The sequence below is a fragment of the Geomonas ferrireducens genome (genome assembly GCF_004917065.1).
Classification (GTDB): Bacteria; Desulfobacterota; Desulfuromonadia; order Geobacterales; family Geobacteraceae; genus Geomonas; species Geomonas ferrireducens.
The window spans coordinates 816122-830199 of the sequence record NZ_SSYA01000002.1 but is presented as its reverse complement, the minus strand read 5'-3'; the positions used below and the strand labels follow the sequence as shown (position 1 = coordinate 830199).

The following is a 14078-nucleotide window of genomic DNA, read 5'->3' as shown; positions in this document are numbered from 1 at the left end:
AAGGCACAAAAGACGTAACCCCGAACCGGAACCGGCGGACTGCAACGGGGTTACGTCTTTAGCCTAGGAGCTTTAAATGGAAGACGTGGATCAACTTGATTTGTGGGTGGATAGCGAGGTTTCAGTTTTTGAGGAACCCAGACCGGGATGGTATGTGCTCGGCGTGCTCAGCCTTTTGATGGGTTTCGCATCTATATCGACTGACCTTTACCTACCCGCCATGCCGTTGATGACTAGCTCCCTGCACGCCGATACCGGGATGATAGAGTGGACCATTTCTGGATATCTGGTCGGATTCAGCTTTGGGCAGTTGTTGTGGGGGCCGCTCAGCGACCGCTACGGTCGTCGCTTGGCTATCGGCAGCGGGTTGATCCTGTTCGTGCTCGGCTCAATTGGTTGTGCACTCTCCAACGATGTCCTGACGTTGATCGGATGGCGGGTGGTGCAGGCGTTGGGCGCCTGTGCAAGTGTTGCTCTTTCCCGTGCCATGGTGCGTGATCTTTACCAGGGGACTAAAGCCGCTCAGATGCTGTCCACGCTGATTACGGTGATGGCCGTCATGCCCCTGGTAGGACCCCTGTTGGGCGGGCAGATTGTTTCGATGTCGGGTTGGCGCGCGATCTTCTGGTGCTTGGTTGCAGTCGGGCTCTTTACCCTTGGGGCGCTTTGCACCATCCCCGAAACCCTGCCCCTAAGCAGCCGCAACAAAGATCCGCTCGGTAAGGCGCTTCTCAGCTATTTTGAGCTGCTGCAGAATCGCAGGCTGCTTGGGTATTTGGGAGCGGGTGGCTTTCTGTATGCCGGTATGTTCGCCTACGTTGCGGGCACACCCTTTGTCTACATAAGCTACTACCATTTCCCTGCTCGCCTGTATGGTCTGCTGTTTGGCATGGGGATCATCGGTATAATGGGGGCCAACATCGTGAACCGGTGGCTGATTGGGCGCTTCGGCTATGACCGGATTCTCGTGGTGGGAGCCATTGCGGCCTCAGCCTCTGGCATATGGGCCGGGTTCGCCGCGCACAGCGGTCTGGGAGGGCTTTGGGGACTCGTGATGCCGTTGTTTCTGTTCGCTTCCACGACGGGACTCATTGTCGCCAACTCTATCACCGGCGCACTGGCCGATTTCCCACAGCGGGCCGGCGCCGTCTCGGCATTGACGGGTGCTGTTCAGTACGGAAGTGGCATCTTTGGTTCTGGACTCGTTGGACTGTGGGCGGACGGCACTCCCTGGCCGCTGGGGCTGGTCGTTGTGCTGAGCGGCGTCGGCTGCCTGTTGTCGATTGTGTTGCTGTTACCCTCTAGAAAATGAAAACGGTGTGCGTCACAGGGAGGTTTCAATCATGAAAAAAGTTGTTCTGAATAACGGCGTAGAAATGCCTATCTTGGGCTTTGGCGTTTTTCAGGTGCCCGACTCAGTGGAGTGTGAGCGGAGCGTCTGCGATGCCCTCGAGGCGGGGTACCGACTGATAGACACTGCGGCTGCGTACATGAACGAGGAAGCTGTCGGCAATGCGCTCAGGAAATGCAGCGTTACCAGAGAGGAGCTTTTCGTAACAACAAAGCTGTGGGTTCAAGATGCTGGTTACGATAGCACCAAGCAGGCTTTTGAAAGATCTCTCAACAAGCTGCAGCTCGATTACCTGGACCTCTATCTGATCCATCAGCCCTTTGGCGACGTCTACGGCTCGTGGCGGGCAATGGAAGAACTCTACCGGGCCGGAAAAATCAGGGCTATTGGTATCAGCAACTTTCACCCGGACCGGGTCATGGACCTCGTCGTCCACAACTCGGTGATACCTGCCATTAACCAGATCGAAACCCACCCGTTTTGCCAGCAGGTCGAGACCCAAAAGTTCCTGGAGGAGAACCGCATCCAGATCGAATCTTGGGGGCCATTTGCAGAGGGGAAGAACGATCTGTTCGCCAACGAGCTGTTGAGGTCCATCGGCGAGAAATACGGCAAAAGTATCGCGCAGGTTGTACTTCGCTGGCTGATCCAGCGTGGCGTAGTCTCAATCCCAAAGTCGGTGCACCCTCACCGCATCCGGGAAAACTTCGATGTGTTCAATTTTGAACTCAGCGTCGAGGACATGGCGGCAATCGCGACCCTGGACCAGAAACAGAGCAGCTTCTTCGATCACCGCGACCCTGTGATGGTCAAGTGGTTGGGTGAACGAAAACTCGATCTCTAACACATAGGACCCCACAACAGCTCATCGCCTCGACGGGGCGCCATAACCGTTTCTGCTCGAGCGATGTTAAAGGAGAATAGCCATGAAGAAGCGATTGCTAGGAAAGGATTTGGAAGTCTCAGCCATAGGTTACGGTGCCATGGGGCTTAGTCATGGATATGGACCGGCAACCGACAAGCAGCAGGCTATTGAGCTGGTACGCGCGGCCGCCGAGCGAGGCGTGACCTTCTTCGATACAGCACAGATTTACGGCGCGGAGAACGAAGAGATCGTGGGCGAGGCCCTTGCACCTCTGCGTGGAGAGGTGGTGATCGCCACAAAGTTCGGATTCGAACTCGGGCGCACAGACAACCGACAGGTTCTCTGCAGCCGGCCGGAGTATATCCGTGAGGTCACCGAGGGGTCGTTAAAACGACTCCGGGTCGAGGCCATTGATCTCTACTACCAGCACCGGGTTGACCCCAATGTCCCGATCGAGGAGGTTGCCGGCACGATAAAAGACTTGATTGCCGAGGGGAAGGTGAAGCATTTCGGCCTATCAGAGGCCGGCGTCGAGACCATCCGCCGCGCCCACGCGGTCCTACCAGTAACAGCGGTCGAGAGCGAGTATTCCATGATGTGGCGACAGCCTGAAGACGAACTGCTGCCTGTCCTTGAGGAACTCGGCATAGGCTTTGTGCCCTTCAGTCCGCTCGGCAAAGGTTTTTTAACCGGTCGCTTTGACAAAAACTCCACCTTTGACAGCTCAGATTTTCGCAGCATCGTCCCGCGTTTCTCACCTGCGAATCTTGATGCCAACCAGGCACTGGTCAACCTCGTAAAGGAAATTGCGGCTGATAAACAAGCGACACCTGCCCAGGTTGCTCTAGCTTGGGTGTTGGCGCAAAAACCGTGGATTGTGCCGATACCGGGTACCACCAAACTCCAACGTCTGGTGGAAAATCTTGGCGCAGCCGACGTTGAGCTGTCGTCTACGGATCTCGGCACCATCGCGCGTGCCTTAGCAAAAATAGAGGTGCGTGGCGATAGATACCCTGCCCACCTGCAGAAGAGGGTGGGGCGCTAACTGAAATGACAGCCCCCGGGCCGCTGAGGAGTTAATGAGGGACATGAGACCACTTCTTATCCTAGCATCCACTTGTATCGCGATGTTGATCACTGGTATATCGGAGGCGCAGACCATGCAAAACCATCTAAACGCGAAACAACGGGCAATGATCCCCATCGCTGCTTTCACTGCCAACGGCGATCTCGACAAGTTAAGAGTGGCGCTAAGTGATGGCCTCGATGCCGGGCTTACGGTTAGTGAGATCAAGGAAATCCTGGTCCAACTTTACGCCTACGCCGGCTTTCCCCGAAGCCTTAACGGCATTGGCACCTTCATGACTCTCATAAACGAGCGAGAAAAAGAAGGTATCAGGGACGAGAAGGGGAGGGAATCAAGTCCTCTGCCAACGAAGCGAAACAGCCTCGAATTTGGCACCGAAAACCAGACCAGGCTAGTGGGACAACCTGTGACAGGCCCTGTTTTTGATTTTGCCCCGGCGATCGACCAATACTTGAAGGCCCACCTCTTCGGCGATATCTTTCAGCGCGATGTGTTGACTTGGCAGGACCGTGAGGTGGCGACGGTGGCGGCTTTGGCGAATATCGAGGGCGTTAATCCCCAATTGCGTGGACATCTGGCTATCGCTCTTCACAACGGCCTGTCCCCAGAACAACTGCGGGATCTTATCGGTGTTCTGAGGACAAAGTGCGGCCCGAAGGTTGCGGAGAACGCTGTAGTGGTTTTTGAGGACGTTCTAGCGTCCAGAAAGCAAGTACCGGTGGGAGAACGTCCTGTTATGGATAACGTCGAGGCTACTGCGAACCTCCAAAAGGAGAAGAACATGAGTCAGCAACACAGTGATCTCCGCAATGGCGGTGTTTTCCCTGTCGGAGAGAAAAACGAAAAATATGCCAAATACTTTACCGGCACAAGCTATCTTAAGATGTTGTCGACGGAAAGGACGTTTATAGGCAATGTGACCTTTGAGCCGGGGTGCCGCAATTTCTGGCATATCCATCACAAAGGGGGACAGATATTGCTCGTCACTGGCGGACGCGGCTGGTATCAGGAATGGGGAAAAGCCGCGAAGGAACTCAGGGCCGGTGACGTGGTTAATATTGCACCAGAAACCAAGCATTGGCATGGAGCGGCTAAAGATAGCTGGTTCTCCCATGTGGCAGTAGAAGTCCCCGCAGAGGGCGGTTCCACCGAATGGCTTGTGCCGGTGTCCGACGAGGCATACACCCGGTTGCCGAAGTGATCAAATCAGTCGAGCGATGACGGCTATAGAGAACGCGGTACAAAATGAACGCCAACGCGTGGGTTGACAAAACGAGCGTGAGCCAGGCATTCACTCCATTACTTTCCACATGGCAGAGCTTCTACGTCATAGTTGGTTCGGCAGTTGCGGCGGTCATTGCCATCCAGTACGCCAAAATTCCTGTTTTCCAAACCAACAAAGAGAGCATTTCGTGCTGATTTGGGCGGCAATAATGCATTTAAGGGCTCAAGGCTCTTGAGGTAATTACTGATATGTTCCATTGCCTCCGGAATTATCGAAATACGCTCATTTTCGCTACCCTTGCTGTGTCGAATGGTCACGATACTCGTGTTGCCGTGACAGGTTATGTCCTCGATGTCAATGTTGGCAATTTCTGTTCGATGTAAAAGGGCGGTTACCGCCAAGGCAATAATGGCCTTATCTCTTATTGCTGTAGATGCATTCACAAGTGCCTGTCGTTGGGTCTTAGTTACCCTGTCTGCAACGCACGATGAACCAAGTCACCAATGAAACTGATGTGACGGAGGAAGTGATGAAAAGCTTATTGGAGACGGAAGCCGACCGTAAAAACAATGCCATTACGATTGACGCGGCAAAGAAGAATTTGAACCATGTGTGCAGGTTCCTTTCAGGGGCCGCTCGGGCGCTAATTACCCCTTGAAGAGCCGCTCCTGCATCAAACAAAGCCGAAAAGCAGATGAGCCTTCAACTGTTGGACATGAACAGGAAACTACAATAATCAAGGCGCCTAGAGCTGTCAAAATACTTCTGGCCGGCGGCAAGCCAGACGACAATACGAGGTTCTGATTACACGGCTTACAGTCGTTTCCTGGCATTAGGCAACAAAAACTGTGGCGTGAATTTACCGGCCAGTAAACGGAGGTAGGTAAATTCATCTACCACTATCAGGTTCTTTTCCCATATTTTAAGCCGAGTTTGCTCATCCTCCCCCTTAAAGTGTTAGGGTTAATGCCGAGTAGTTCTGCTGCACCTCCAGGACCATGGACCTTTCCTTTTGCCATTTTCAAAACTTTACTTATATGCGCAGCCATAGCTTCATCAAGATTTATTGCCCCCCCGGTAAGTTCCTCACTTATGGATGGTGTTTTTGCACTCTTTTCGTCCAGCAGCAGTGAATCAAATTTCAATTGACCGCCTCTGTACCGGATCAGTTCTCTCTCCACGAGATTTTCCAGCTCTCTAACATTCCCGGGCCACCAGTAGTTCATCATTCTTTCCAACACGCCTGGCGCAATGGCAGGGGGGGAGGAGATGCCAAATTCCCTGCACTTAACCTCTACGAAATGCCGTGCGAGGGCTGGGACATCCTCTCTTCTTTGCCTGAGCGGCGGCACGATGATCGGAAACACGTTCAATCTGAACCAAAGGTCCTCCCTAAATTGGTTTTCTGCCACCATACCTTCTAGGTTGCGGTGCGTCGCAGCGATCACGCGGATGTCAACAGGGATTGCCCGATCTCCTCCTACTCGTTCTATCTCTTTATGCTGTAGCACGCGCAAAAGCCTCACTTGTGCTTGGGGCGGCAGTTCGCCGATCTCATCCAGGAAGATGGTCCCGCCATCTGCCCGTTCAAAACGTCCGCGCTTTTCTGTAATAGCCCCAGTGAAGGCTCCCTTTTCGTGACCGAAGAGTTCGCTGTCTATAAGGCTCTCGGAAATGGCGCCACAGTTAACCTTGATAAATGGGCCATCTTTGCGCGAAGAGGCGAAATGGATGGCGTTGGCAATGACGTCTTTTCCTGTCCCGGTCTCCCCCATCAGGAGAACCGTGTTGGAAAGTGGAGCGATTTGCTGAGCCATCTCCATAACATTTCGCAGTCCTGAATTCCCCCCGATGATTTCGTCCCCCAAACGGGGCACCAATTCGCTACGCAAGAAGCGGTTGTCGTCCAGAAGGGTATCCCGGTAACGAAGCACCTCTCCATAAGAGAGGGCGTTCGCTAGTGCTAATGCAAACGGATCTGCCACCGTAGACAGAAGCTCTGCATCTCCTTGATTGTATCTGCCTTCACCGTATGCTCGTAAAGCAAGAACCCCTATTAATTCGTTTTCTACACGGAGGGGTAGGACAAGGTCTGAATTCCCAGCTAATTCGACAAGCTCACTAATCATTTTTGCAGGACCGCTTAAGGCTCGGGCATCCATAATTAGTGGTCCTGAAAGCTTTTGGCCCCACCCCCACACAAGTTCCGGCAACGGCACGATCTCTTTTGCCGCCTCTCCGTCACTGTTCGCAAAGTGTGCTATCCGCCGGATAGCTCCGAGTTGGCTGTCCATGATGTCGAGATAAATCTCATCCAAGGGGAAATGCTCCCGCAAGTAGTCAAATGCGCGTTTCACGGCAACCCGGATGTCCAGGCTGCTGCATATCTTGAGGGTAACCTCTCTGAAAAATTCATCTTTATTGACTGCCATAACGATGTGAGCTCCGCTAAACCGACTTGCTCATGAGCCGGTGGAGGACTTTCTGTCCTGTTGTTAGATAAATTGCCCAGCAATAACCAATATCTTGTGACAACAGCCAGCTTGGTTGGTCATACCGATAATGGAGGGGGCCGCTGGTCTTGATGGGGGTGAAGATGAGCTCGTAGCCCACGGAGATCTGCAACCGGTAACTCCTCTACACGTGTGGGTGTGTTTTTGTTTTGCCCAACAATTGTTATATTTAACGATTTACCAGATCGCGCAATTTAAGGCAATGGCAATTTGTCATATTTGGTTTTTAACTTTGCGGCTATAATCGTAAATAATCAAAAAACAACGATATTGTTGATTGGCACGAATGTGGCTTTGCTTAAACCGTCAACGCCTCGTCGGAGGCATATGCTTGGTTTTTCGAATATAAAATTGAGGTGTACAATGAACAAAATAATTGAAATCGTCGAATTCACCGATCCGGTCTGCACCTGGTGCTGGGGCAGCGAGCCTGTTCTGCGTAAGCTGGAAACTAGATTTGGAGAACAGGTAAAAGTCAGTTTTATCATGGCAGGTTTGGTTAAAGACATCACTGCATTTTACGACAGTTACAATGACATTGGAGGGGACCCGGTCCGCTCCAATAGGCAAATCGCCAAGCACTGGCTTGAGGCTTCCCAGCGTCACGGGATGCCTGTGAAAATCGATGGATTCAGCTTGTTTTCACGGGAGCGCGTGTCTTCCTACCCGTTGAATGTGGCTTACAAATCTGCACAAATGCAGGATCAAAACCTAGCGGACAGATTTCTTAGGCGCGTTCGTGAAGCATCGGCTGCCGAGGCGAAGTTGACAAATACCACCGAGGTGTTGGTGGAATTGGCCTCAGAAGTAGGCCTGGATGTCGCCCGCTTCGTGGAGGATTTTTCCAACGGGGCCGCCCAAAAGGCATTCGAGCAGGATCTCGCGATAACGCAACGATATAATGCCCGAGGTTTCCCCACATTTCTCGTTCGATTCGAAGGGAAGGAGACTCTTTTACGCGGATACAGGAGGTATGAGGATTTCAAGGCTGTGATTGGGCTGATGACAGAAGGAGAGATCGCTGAGCTGCCGATTTCGCCCAGCGAAGAGGCTGTCATGGCGTTTATAAGAACCTATCTCTCGGTAGCGCCGGTTGAAATAAAAATGACCTTTGACCTGGCCGATGCCGAATGGGATTCGATGTTGGATTCGCTGCTGGCAAAAGGAATGATTGTGCGCCGTGAAGCGGGAAATGGATACTTTGTCTCACCCAAAACCGGCGGTGCGGTTTGCGATACCGTAGCCGGCACCTGCACAGCAGTTTGATCATAACCTAGAAAACGTTAGTCCCCATCGGGACCAGCAGGCGTAGTCAAATCAGATGTATGAATTTGATACAGAAGGAGACAATTATGAAAACGGAAAAATTCACAGCAACAAACGCAGCCATGCTTCTCATCGATCATCAGGTTGGAACCTTAAGTTGGTGCTGCAACATCCCACAGGAATTAATCAAGAATAACACGCGTGCGTTGGCTCGAGCAGCGAAGGCCCTGGATATGCCCCTGATTCTCACAAGCAGTATGGAAGAGTACACACAGGGGCCTCTGCTCAAGGATCTGGAAGAGATCGCACCGGAAGAGCACGCTCGCAGAGTGAAGCGTTTTGGGGTGGTGAATGCTTGGGATGATCCCAACTACAAGGCGGCGGTCATGGCTACCGGACGGCGGAACTTGATTATTGCGGGTCTCACCAATGACGTATGCATCGTTTATCCCGCGATGAGTGCGGTAGAGGAGGGCTTCAACGTACAGGTGGTAGTGGATGCTGGTGGCTCTCCAACCCAGATTGCAGATGAGACCGCTCTAAGGCGCATGGAGCGTGCGGGGGTGACTCTTACCTCAACAAATCAGCTTATAGCCGAGTTGGCTGGATCATGGACAACCGAAGGCGGCTCAAAACTGATTCAGATATTGTTCGAGGAAGTGCTGGTGCACCTCGGCAAACCGTCTACCTAAAAGGATTCTGTGCAAGTTGCATGACATTTTGCCCCTCAGGAGCCATCCTGTGGGGCAAAATGCCATCAGAGGTATCATTCGGAGCGGACCGAGTCGATCTCCTAGTTGTTCTCCTTAACCACACCATCTTTCATCACTAGTTTGTTCTATCCCCCCCAGAACGTGAATTGCCCCCCACTTACGCCTCCTGGGCAATAACCTGCAGTATGCAGGCATATCGCACAGGCAGGAGCAAAGCCCAACGGCATTCCCTTATTTAGTAAATTGCTGAATTTAACAAAGGCAAGCCCCGCAGTTTTGCTTTATTTGGTGATTGTCTAAACGCTTGTTTTTAAATACCTGTTATTACATAACAATTTCTTTGGCATGAATGTCGCTATAGCAATGATAAGTGATTTAGCAAGACTGGGGAATTACCAAGTGCCCCCCCTCTGTAAATCCTGATCTCGCTACCATTCATGAAACAAAATGGGAGGGAAAGACAATGTATGGATATCAGCTGACATTTTTTACCCAGCAGGACCGAACACATAAGAATCGGTGCCTGGGGGAATGGCTCATTGAGGAGGCGCTTTGCATGGGCATCAAAGGCGCAACGCTGTTCACTGCCGCAGAAGGTTTTGGTAGAGAGCGAAAACTACACTTCGTAGGATATTTTGATGTCTCCGATCAACCTATAGAGGTCTCCATGGCAGTCAGCGAGGAGGCGGCCAGCATATTTTTAGAGCATTTGAAGCAGGAAGGGATCGATGTCTTTTACATCAAGTCGCCCATCGAATTCGGCACAACGAGGAATCGATAAGCGATCCGGCGACTTTACAAGCTTCGTTTAACACTTGTCTGGGGTAGATCATGCGGTTTGGAAATGAAAACGTTTTTGACATGACTAGAAAGTTCACAAACCGGCCGGATGGAAGAAAATACATCCGCCACTTGCCCGTGTTCCTGAGCCTCGCCTTCCTGAGCGCATGCGCCGTCGGCCCTGATTTCAAGAGGCCGGTGAGCACGCCTCCCGCGCACCTCATGGAGACCACCGACGAAATCGGCAGGCAGAGCCAAGTAGTGACGGGGAAGATGGAGACAGCATGGTGGACGCTGTTCAACGACGAGATCCTGAGCGAACTTCAAGAACGCGCTCAGAAAGGGAACCTCGATCTGCAGTTGGCGGCTGCGCGTCTGGCGCAAAGCCGTGCGCAGACCGGCGTCGCCAATTCTGTAGGGCTTCCGCATCTCAGCCTAGGCGGTTCCTATGCGCGGGCCGCGGACAGTGCAAACGGCCAAATGGCGCTACTTGGCGCTCCCGACAGTCCGTACGATATTATGCAGGCGGGATTCAACGCGAGTTGGGAAATCGACTTGTGGGGGCACGCCCGGAGGACCGGCGAGTCTGCTGCGGCATCGCTGCAGGCAAGCGCGTTCCAACGAGAAGGGGTGCGCGTATCCATTGCCGCAGAGGTCGCTCGCGCCTACATTCAGTTGCGCCACGTCCAGACGCAATTGGACATTACCCGCCAAAACCTGGCCATTGCCGAAAATGCTCTTAAGCTGGCGGACAGTCGCGTGAAAAATGGCGTAGCCACCCGCTTCGAGTCGTCGGCATCGGCTGCACAGTTGGCATCGACAAAGGCGCTGGTCCCGCGTCTCGAGGAACAACGTGACGCGCTGATGAATGCCCTGGCATTGCTGCTTGGTGAACCTCCTCGTGCACTGAATTCCTTGTTGACACCAACGCACCAAATCCCGCCCGTGCCAAGCAAAGTGCCAATCGGATTGTCCTCTGAACTTGCGCGCCGTCGCCCCGACATCCTCCAAGCCGAAGCACGCCTGCATGCTGCGACAGCTGCCATCGGTGTAGCCAAAGCTGATTTCTATCCGCGCATAAGCCTGAACGGCAGTCTCGGTTTTCAGTCCCTCAACCTGGACACCTTCGGCAACTGGGCATCGCGCACCTTCGCAGTGGGACCGACTCTCTACCTGCCCCTCTTCGAAGGTGGCAGGCTAAAAGGCACGCTTGCCTTGAGTGAGGCTCGTCAACAGGAAGCGGCGATCGCCTACCAGCAAACGGTACTGCACGCCTGGCATGAAGTTGATGACACGCTCAGCGCCTACGCCGATGTCCAAAGGCGCAGGGAGCAACTCACACTCGCCTTCGACGAGTACCGCAAGGCCTATGCTGTCGCGCTGAGGCGCTATGAGCAGGGCGCCGCCGAATATCTGATGGTGTTGACAGCGCAGCGCTCATTGCTGGCCAGCCAGATGGAACTCGCCGACAACACGAGCCGTGTCTCCATCGCCATGGTCAACCTGTACAAGGCGCTCGGGGGGGGATGGGCATCCCAGACGGGTGAATCTGGAGGCCCGCAACAATGAGTGCGAATCAGGCTACATCAACTCCCGCACCTCCCGGTAACGCACCAGCGACTCCATTCAGTGGGCGCCTGTTCACTGGTTTCCTGGGCATCCTCATTTCCGCCATGGTAGCAGGCCTAAGCAATCGCATCGGCTCTCTGGCGCTGGCCGACGTGCGCGGGGTACTTGGCCTTGGGGCAGATGAGGGTAGCTGGCTCAACACCGTGTACGTTGCCGCGGAATTGATCGCGATGCCTTTCTCTATCTGGTTGGCAACGATCATTTCCCTTAGGCGTTTCCACATGTTGATGACGGGACTGTTTGTCCTGCTCTCTTTCATCATCCCCTTAGTACACGACCTGTCTGCCTTGCTGTTGCTGCGCAGCTTTCAGGGAGTTGCGGGGGGGATGCTGATCCCGATTCTCATGCTATCGGCGTTGCGGTTTTTCCCAATACCAATTCGCCTGTACGGTATGTCGCTGTACGCCTTGACGGCCACTTTTTCGCCCAATCTAGGGCTCTGGATGGCCAGTAACTGGACTGATGTTTGGTTTGATTGGCGCCTGCTTTATTGGCAAAACCTGCCTTTCGGGTTACTGGCGATGGGGATGGGATGGTGGGGAATTCCACAGGACCCGACACGGCCAGAGCGTCTAGGACAGACCGACTGGTTCGGCATGGTATGCGGCGCGGCGGCCTTGGGAATGCTAGCCATCGGGCTGGACCAGGGGGAGCGCCTGGATTGGTGGCACTCTGACTTGCTCTGCTGGTTGATCGGTGGCGGCATTTCCATGATGGTCGTCTTCCTGATCCGCCAGTGGTATTACCCGGCCCCGTTCATAAAGCCGCAACTGTTGCTGCAAAAACGAAACTTGGGCGTGGGTTTTTCAGTCTTCGTTTTCCTGCTGATGGTCATGATGTCCAGCTCGAAGTTGCCGGGGATGCATCTTGAAGCTTTATGGGGCTACCGCAGCTTGCAGAGCGCCCCGATCGGGCTCCTGATCGCTTTGCCTCAGCCGGTTCTATCGCTTGCCGTAGCCTCGCTATTTTACCGGAAGTGGGTGGACGCCCGCATAGTTATGGCTTCTGGAATAGGTTTGATCGCAGTCGCATGTCTGCTCTGCACGCATATAACGGCCAGTTGGATTGTTGATCAGTTCGTACTAGCACAGATGCTGCAGGCCGCCGGGCAGGCCATGGCGGTGGTTGGTCTGTTGTTCTTGACGACCAGCGTGGTGCAACCGATGGAAGGCCCCTTTGTGGCCGGCACCATCAATACCCTGCGCGCCTTTGGGGTAATTTTTGGCGGTGCTATGATCGGTCATTTTTTCCGTCTACGTCAGCATTTTCATTCGGAGATGCTTGTGGATCGCATCGGCCGGATTTCTGCGAATATACCGCTATCCCAAGACAACCTAGCCGCATTAACTGACAGTGCTCGTCAGCAGGCTTTTGTTTTGGCCAATGCTGACAGCTATCTGATGCTCGCCGCGCTGGCGGTCCTGCTCATACCTTTCGTATTACGAATGGATTACATAGCGGCTCCGGCTCGGCAAACCTCAGCACCTATCACAAACAAAGGATAAGACAATGGCATTTCCAAAAACAGCAATGATCATTTCCGGTCTCCTTCTTGTGTCCGTAGTCGGAGCGGGTATTTACCTTCTCAATCATCACCAATCCGATGCGGATAGGCAATCAACCGATGATGCATATGTACGGGCGGATTTTACCCTGGTAGCCCCGCGAGTTAACGGGCAGATAGCTCGTGTTCTTGTGGACGATAACGAAACCGTAAAGGCTGGTCAGCTACTGGCGGTAATCGACGACCACGACCTGAAGGTTTCCGTCCAGAGCGCTCAAGCAGAGGCAGGAGCAGCACAGGCCGCCATTGAAAGCCTGAAGGCAACCATCAAGCGAAATGCGTCAACTATCCAGCAGGCTCAAGCTGCCGTTAGGTCGGATGAAGCTTCGATTGCCCTCGCGAAAGCCAATACTGAGCGTTATCGCAACCTGTCAACTGATGGTTCAGGAACTCGCCAGGAGGCCCAGAATGCGGAGACCCAATTACAGGTGCACCTGGCAGCGCTCGACCGCGACAAGGCCGGCGTAGAAGCGGCCCGACAGCAAACATCGATACTTGAAGCCGATCTGAAAAAAGCGGAAAGCTCGCTGCAGCGGGCCAAGGCCGTACAAGCTGCGGCCGAACTCAACCTTTCCTACACCAAGATCGTCGCTCCCATAGACGGGACCATAGCACGCCGTTCCGTGCGCCAGGGTGCCTTCGTCACCACCGGTATGCCTCTGCTGGCAGTGGTGCCGCTGGATAAGGTCTATATCGAAGCCAACTTCCGGGAAACGCAGCTTGCCCGTATTCGCCCAGGACAATCCGTTACGATCCGCGTTGACACACTGCCTGGCGTGGTCCTTTCGGGCAGCGTCGCAAGCTTGTCACCAGCAAGCGGTGCTTCATTTGCCCCAGTCGCACCGCAGAACGCAACAGGCAATTTCACCAAAATAATTCAGCGTTTGCCTGTGCGCATAAGTATTGCCCCCGGCCAGGTCGCAAGCAAGCAATTACGAGTTGGCATGTCTGTGCAGCCAACGATTGAGATTGGAACAGGTCCGAACGCAAAAAAGCAATCGAAGGATGATGAGGAAGGATAAACAACCAATGAAAAGTCGAGAATGCCTCCAATTGATCATTAGATATTAACTGCTTTGGTCTAT

11 protein-coding genes and 1 pseudogene are annotated in these 14078 nt (G+C 53.5%); 10 read left to right on the top strand and 2 right to left on the bottom strand.

The genetic code is table 11. The annotated features are described in order from the left end of the window. The first annotated feature begins 76 nt into the window (after positions 1-76). From E8L22_RS12460 to E8L22_RS12445, 4 genes are all read left to right on the top strand, one after another. Positions 77-1312, top strand: a complete 1236-nt coding sequence (locus E8L22_RS12460; RefSeq protein WP_136525477.1) for a multidrug effflux MFS transporter — start codon at positions 77-79, stop codon at positions 1310-1312. Positions 1313-1343: 31 nt separating this feature from the next. Then, positions 1344-2195, top strand: coding sequence for an aldo/keto reductase (locus E8L22_RS12455; RefSeq protein WP_136525476.1), 852 nt, complete (start codon positions 1344-1346; stop codon positions 2193-2195). Positions 2196-2277: 82 nt separating this feature from the next. Continuing rightward, on the top strand, positions 2278-3261 hold the full coding sequence (locus E8L22_RS12450; protein WP_136525475.1) for an aldo/keto reductase: 984 nt from the start codon (positions 2278-2280) through the stop codon (positions 3259-3261). 115 nt (positions 3262-3376) lie between these two features. Continuing rightward, on the top strand, positions 3377-4504 hold the full coding sequence (locus tag E8L22_RS12445) for a carboxymuconolactone decarboxylase family protein (protein WP_136525474.1): 1128 nt from the start codon (positions 3377-3379) through the stop codon (positions 4502-4504). A gap of 98 nt (positions 4505-4602) precedes the next feature. On the opposite strand, the pseudogene E8L22_RS12440 reads toward E8L22_RS12445, so the two are convergent. Both E8L22_RS12440 and E8L22_RS12435 read right to left on the bottom strand, forming a co-directional pair. Continuing rightward, positions 4603-4986: pseudogene (locus E8L22_RS12440) on the bottom strand (tyrosine-type recombinase/integrase); the annotation flags it as partial. Positions 4987-5430: 444 nt separating this feature from the next. Continuing rightward, positions 5431-6960: a sigma 54-interacting transcriptional regulator gene (locus E8L22_RS12435; protein ID WP_136513149.1), complete on the bottom strand. Its 1530-nt coding sequence runs from the start codon at positions 6958-6960 to the stop codon at positions 5431-5433. 444 nt (positions 6961-7404) lie between these two features. Between E8L22_RS12435 and E8L22_RS12430 the strand changes: the two genes are divergently transcribed. The 6 genes from E8L22_RS12430 (at position 7405) to E8L22_RS12405 (ending at position 14015) form a co-directional block, all read left to right on the top strand. Beyond that, positions 7405-8307 (top strand): DsbA family oxidoreductase, encoded by a 903-nt coding sequence (locus E8L22_RS12430; protein ID WP_136525472.1) that lies wholly within the window; start codon positions 7405-7407, stop codon positions 8305-8307. Positions 8308-8393: 86 nt separating this feature from the next. After that, positions 8394-8999 carry an isochorismatase family protein gene (locus E8L22_RS12425; protein WP_136513151.1) on the top strand — a complete coding sequence of 202 codons (606 nt, stop codon included), beginning with the start codon at positions 8394-8396 and terminating at the stop codon, positions 8997-8999. Positions 9000-9483: 484 nt separating this feature from the next. Then, a complete protein-coding gene (locus tag E8L22_RS12420; RefSeq protein WP_136513152.1) occupies positions 9484-9801 on the top strand; it encodes a DUF190 domain-containing protein in 318 nt (105 codons plus the stop codon). An 80-nt stretch (positions 9802-9881) separates the two neighbouring features. After that, positions 9882-11369, top strand: a complete 1488-nt coding sequence (locus E8L22_RS12415; RefSeq protein WP_246044631.1) for an efflux transporter outer membrane subunit — start codon at positions 9882-9884, stop codon at positions 11367-11369. Further along, positions 11366-12934, top strand: coding sequence for an MFS transporter (locus E8L22_RS12410; protein WP_136525470.1), 1569 nt, complete (start codon positions 11366-11368; stop codon positions 12932-12934). The genes E8L22_RS12415 and E8L22_RS12410 overlap by 4 nt, the downstream gene beginning before the upstream one ends. 4 nt (positions 12935-12938) lie before the next feature. Beyond that, positions 12939-14015, top strand: coding sequence for an HlyD family secretion protein (locus tag E8L22_RS12405; RefSeq protein ID WP_136513155.1), 1077 nt, complete (start codon positions 12939-12941; stop codon positions 14013-14015). Positions 14016-14078: the final 63 nt, after the last annotated feature.

What these genes read in the sequence shown, in the direction of transcription:
- E8L22_RS12455 (WP_136525476.1), top strand. Translation starts at nt 1,344, where the DNA reads ATGAAAAAAGTTGTTCTGAATAACGGCGTAGAAATGCCTATCTTGGGC.
- E8L22_RS12450 (WP_136525475.1), top strand. Translation starts at nt 2,278, where the DNA reads ATGAAGAAGCGATTGCTAGGAAAGGATTTGGAAGTCTCAGCCATAGGT.
- E8L22_RS12435 (WP_136513149.1), bottom strand. Translation starts at nt 6,960, where the DNA reads ATGGCAGTCAATAAAGATGAATTTTTCAGAGAGGTTACCCTCAAGATA.
- E8L22_RS12445 (WP_136525474.1), top strand. Translation starts at nt 3,377, where the DNA reads ATGCAAAACCATCTAAACGCGAAACAACGGGCAATGATCCCCATCGCT.
- E8L22_RS12430 (WP_136525472.1), top strand. Translation starts at nt 7,405, where the DNA reads ATGAACAAAATAATTGAAATCGTCGAATTCACCGATCCGGTCTGCACC.
- E8L22_RS12405 (WP_136513155.1), top strand. Translation starts at nt 12,939, where the DNA reads ATGGCATTTCCAAAAACAGCAATGATCATTTCCGGTCTCCTTCTTGTG.
- E8L22_RS12460 (WP_136525477.1), top strand. Translation starts at nt 77, where the DNA reads ATGGAAGACGTGGATCAACTTGATTTGTGGGTGGATAGCGAGGTTTCA.
- E8L22_RS12425 (WP_136513151.1), top strand. Translation starts at nt 8,394, where the DNA reads ATGAAAACGGAAAAATTCACAGCAACAAACGCAGCCATGCTTCTCATC.
- E8L22_RS12415 (WP_246044631.1), top strand. Translation starts at nt 9,882, where the DNA reads ATGACTAGAAAGTTCACAAACCGGCCGGATGGAAGAAAATACATCCGC.
- E8L22_RS12420 (WP_136513152.1), top strand. Translation starts at nt 9,484, where the DNA reads ATGTATGGATATCAGCTGACATTTTTTACCCAGCAGGACCGAACACAT.
- E8L22_RS12410 (WP_136525470.1), top strand. Translation starts at nt 11,366, where the DNA reads ATGAGTGCGAATCAGGCTACATCAACTCCCGCACCTCCCGGTAACGCA.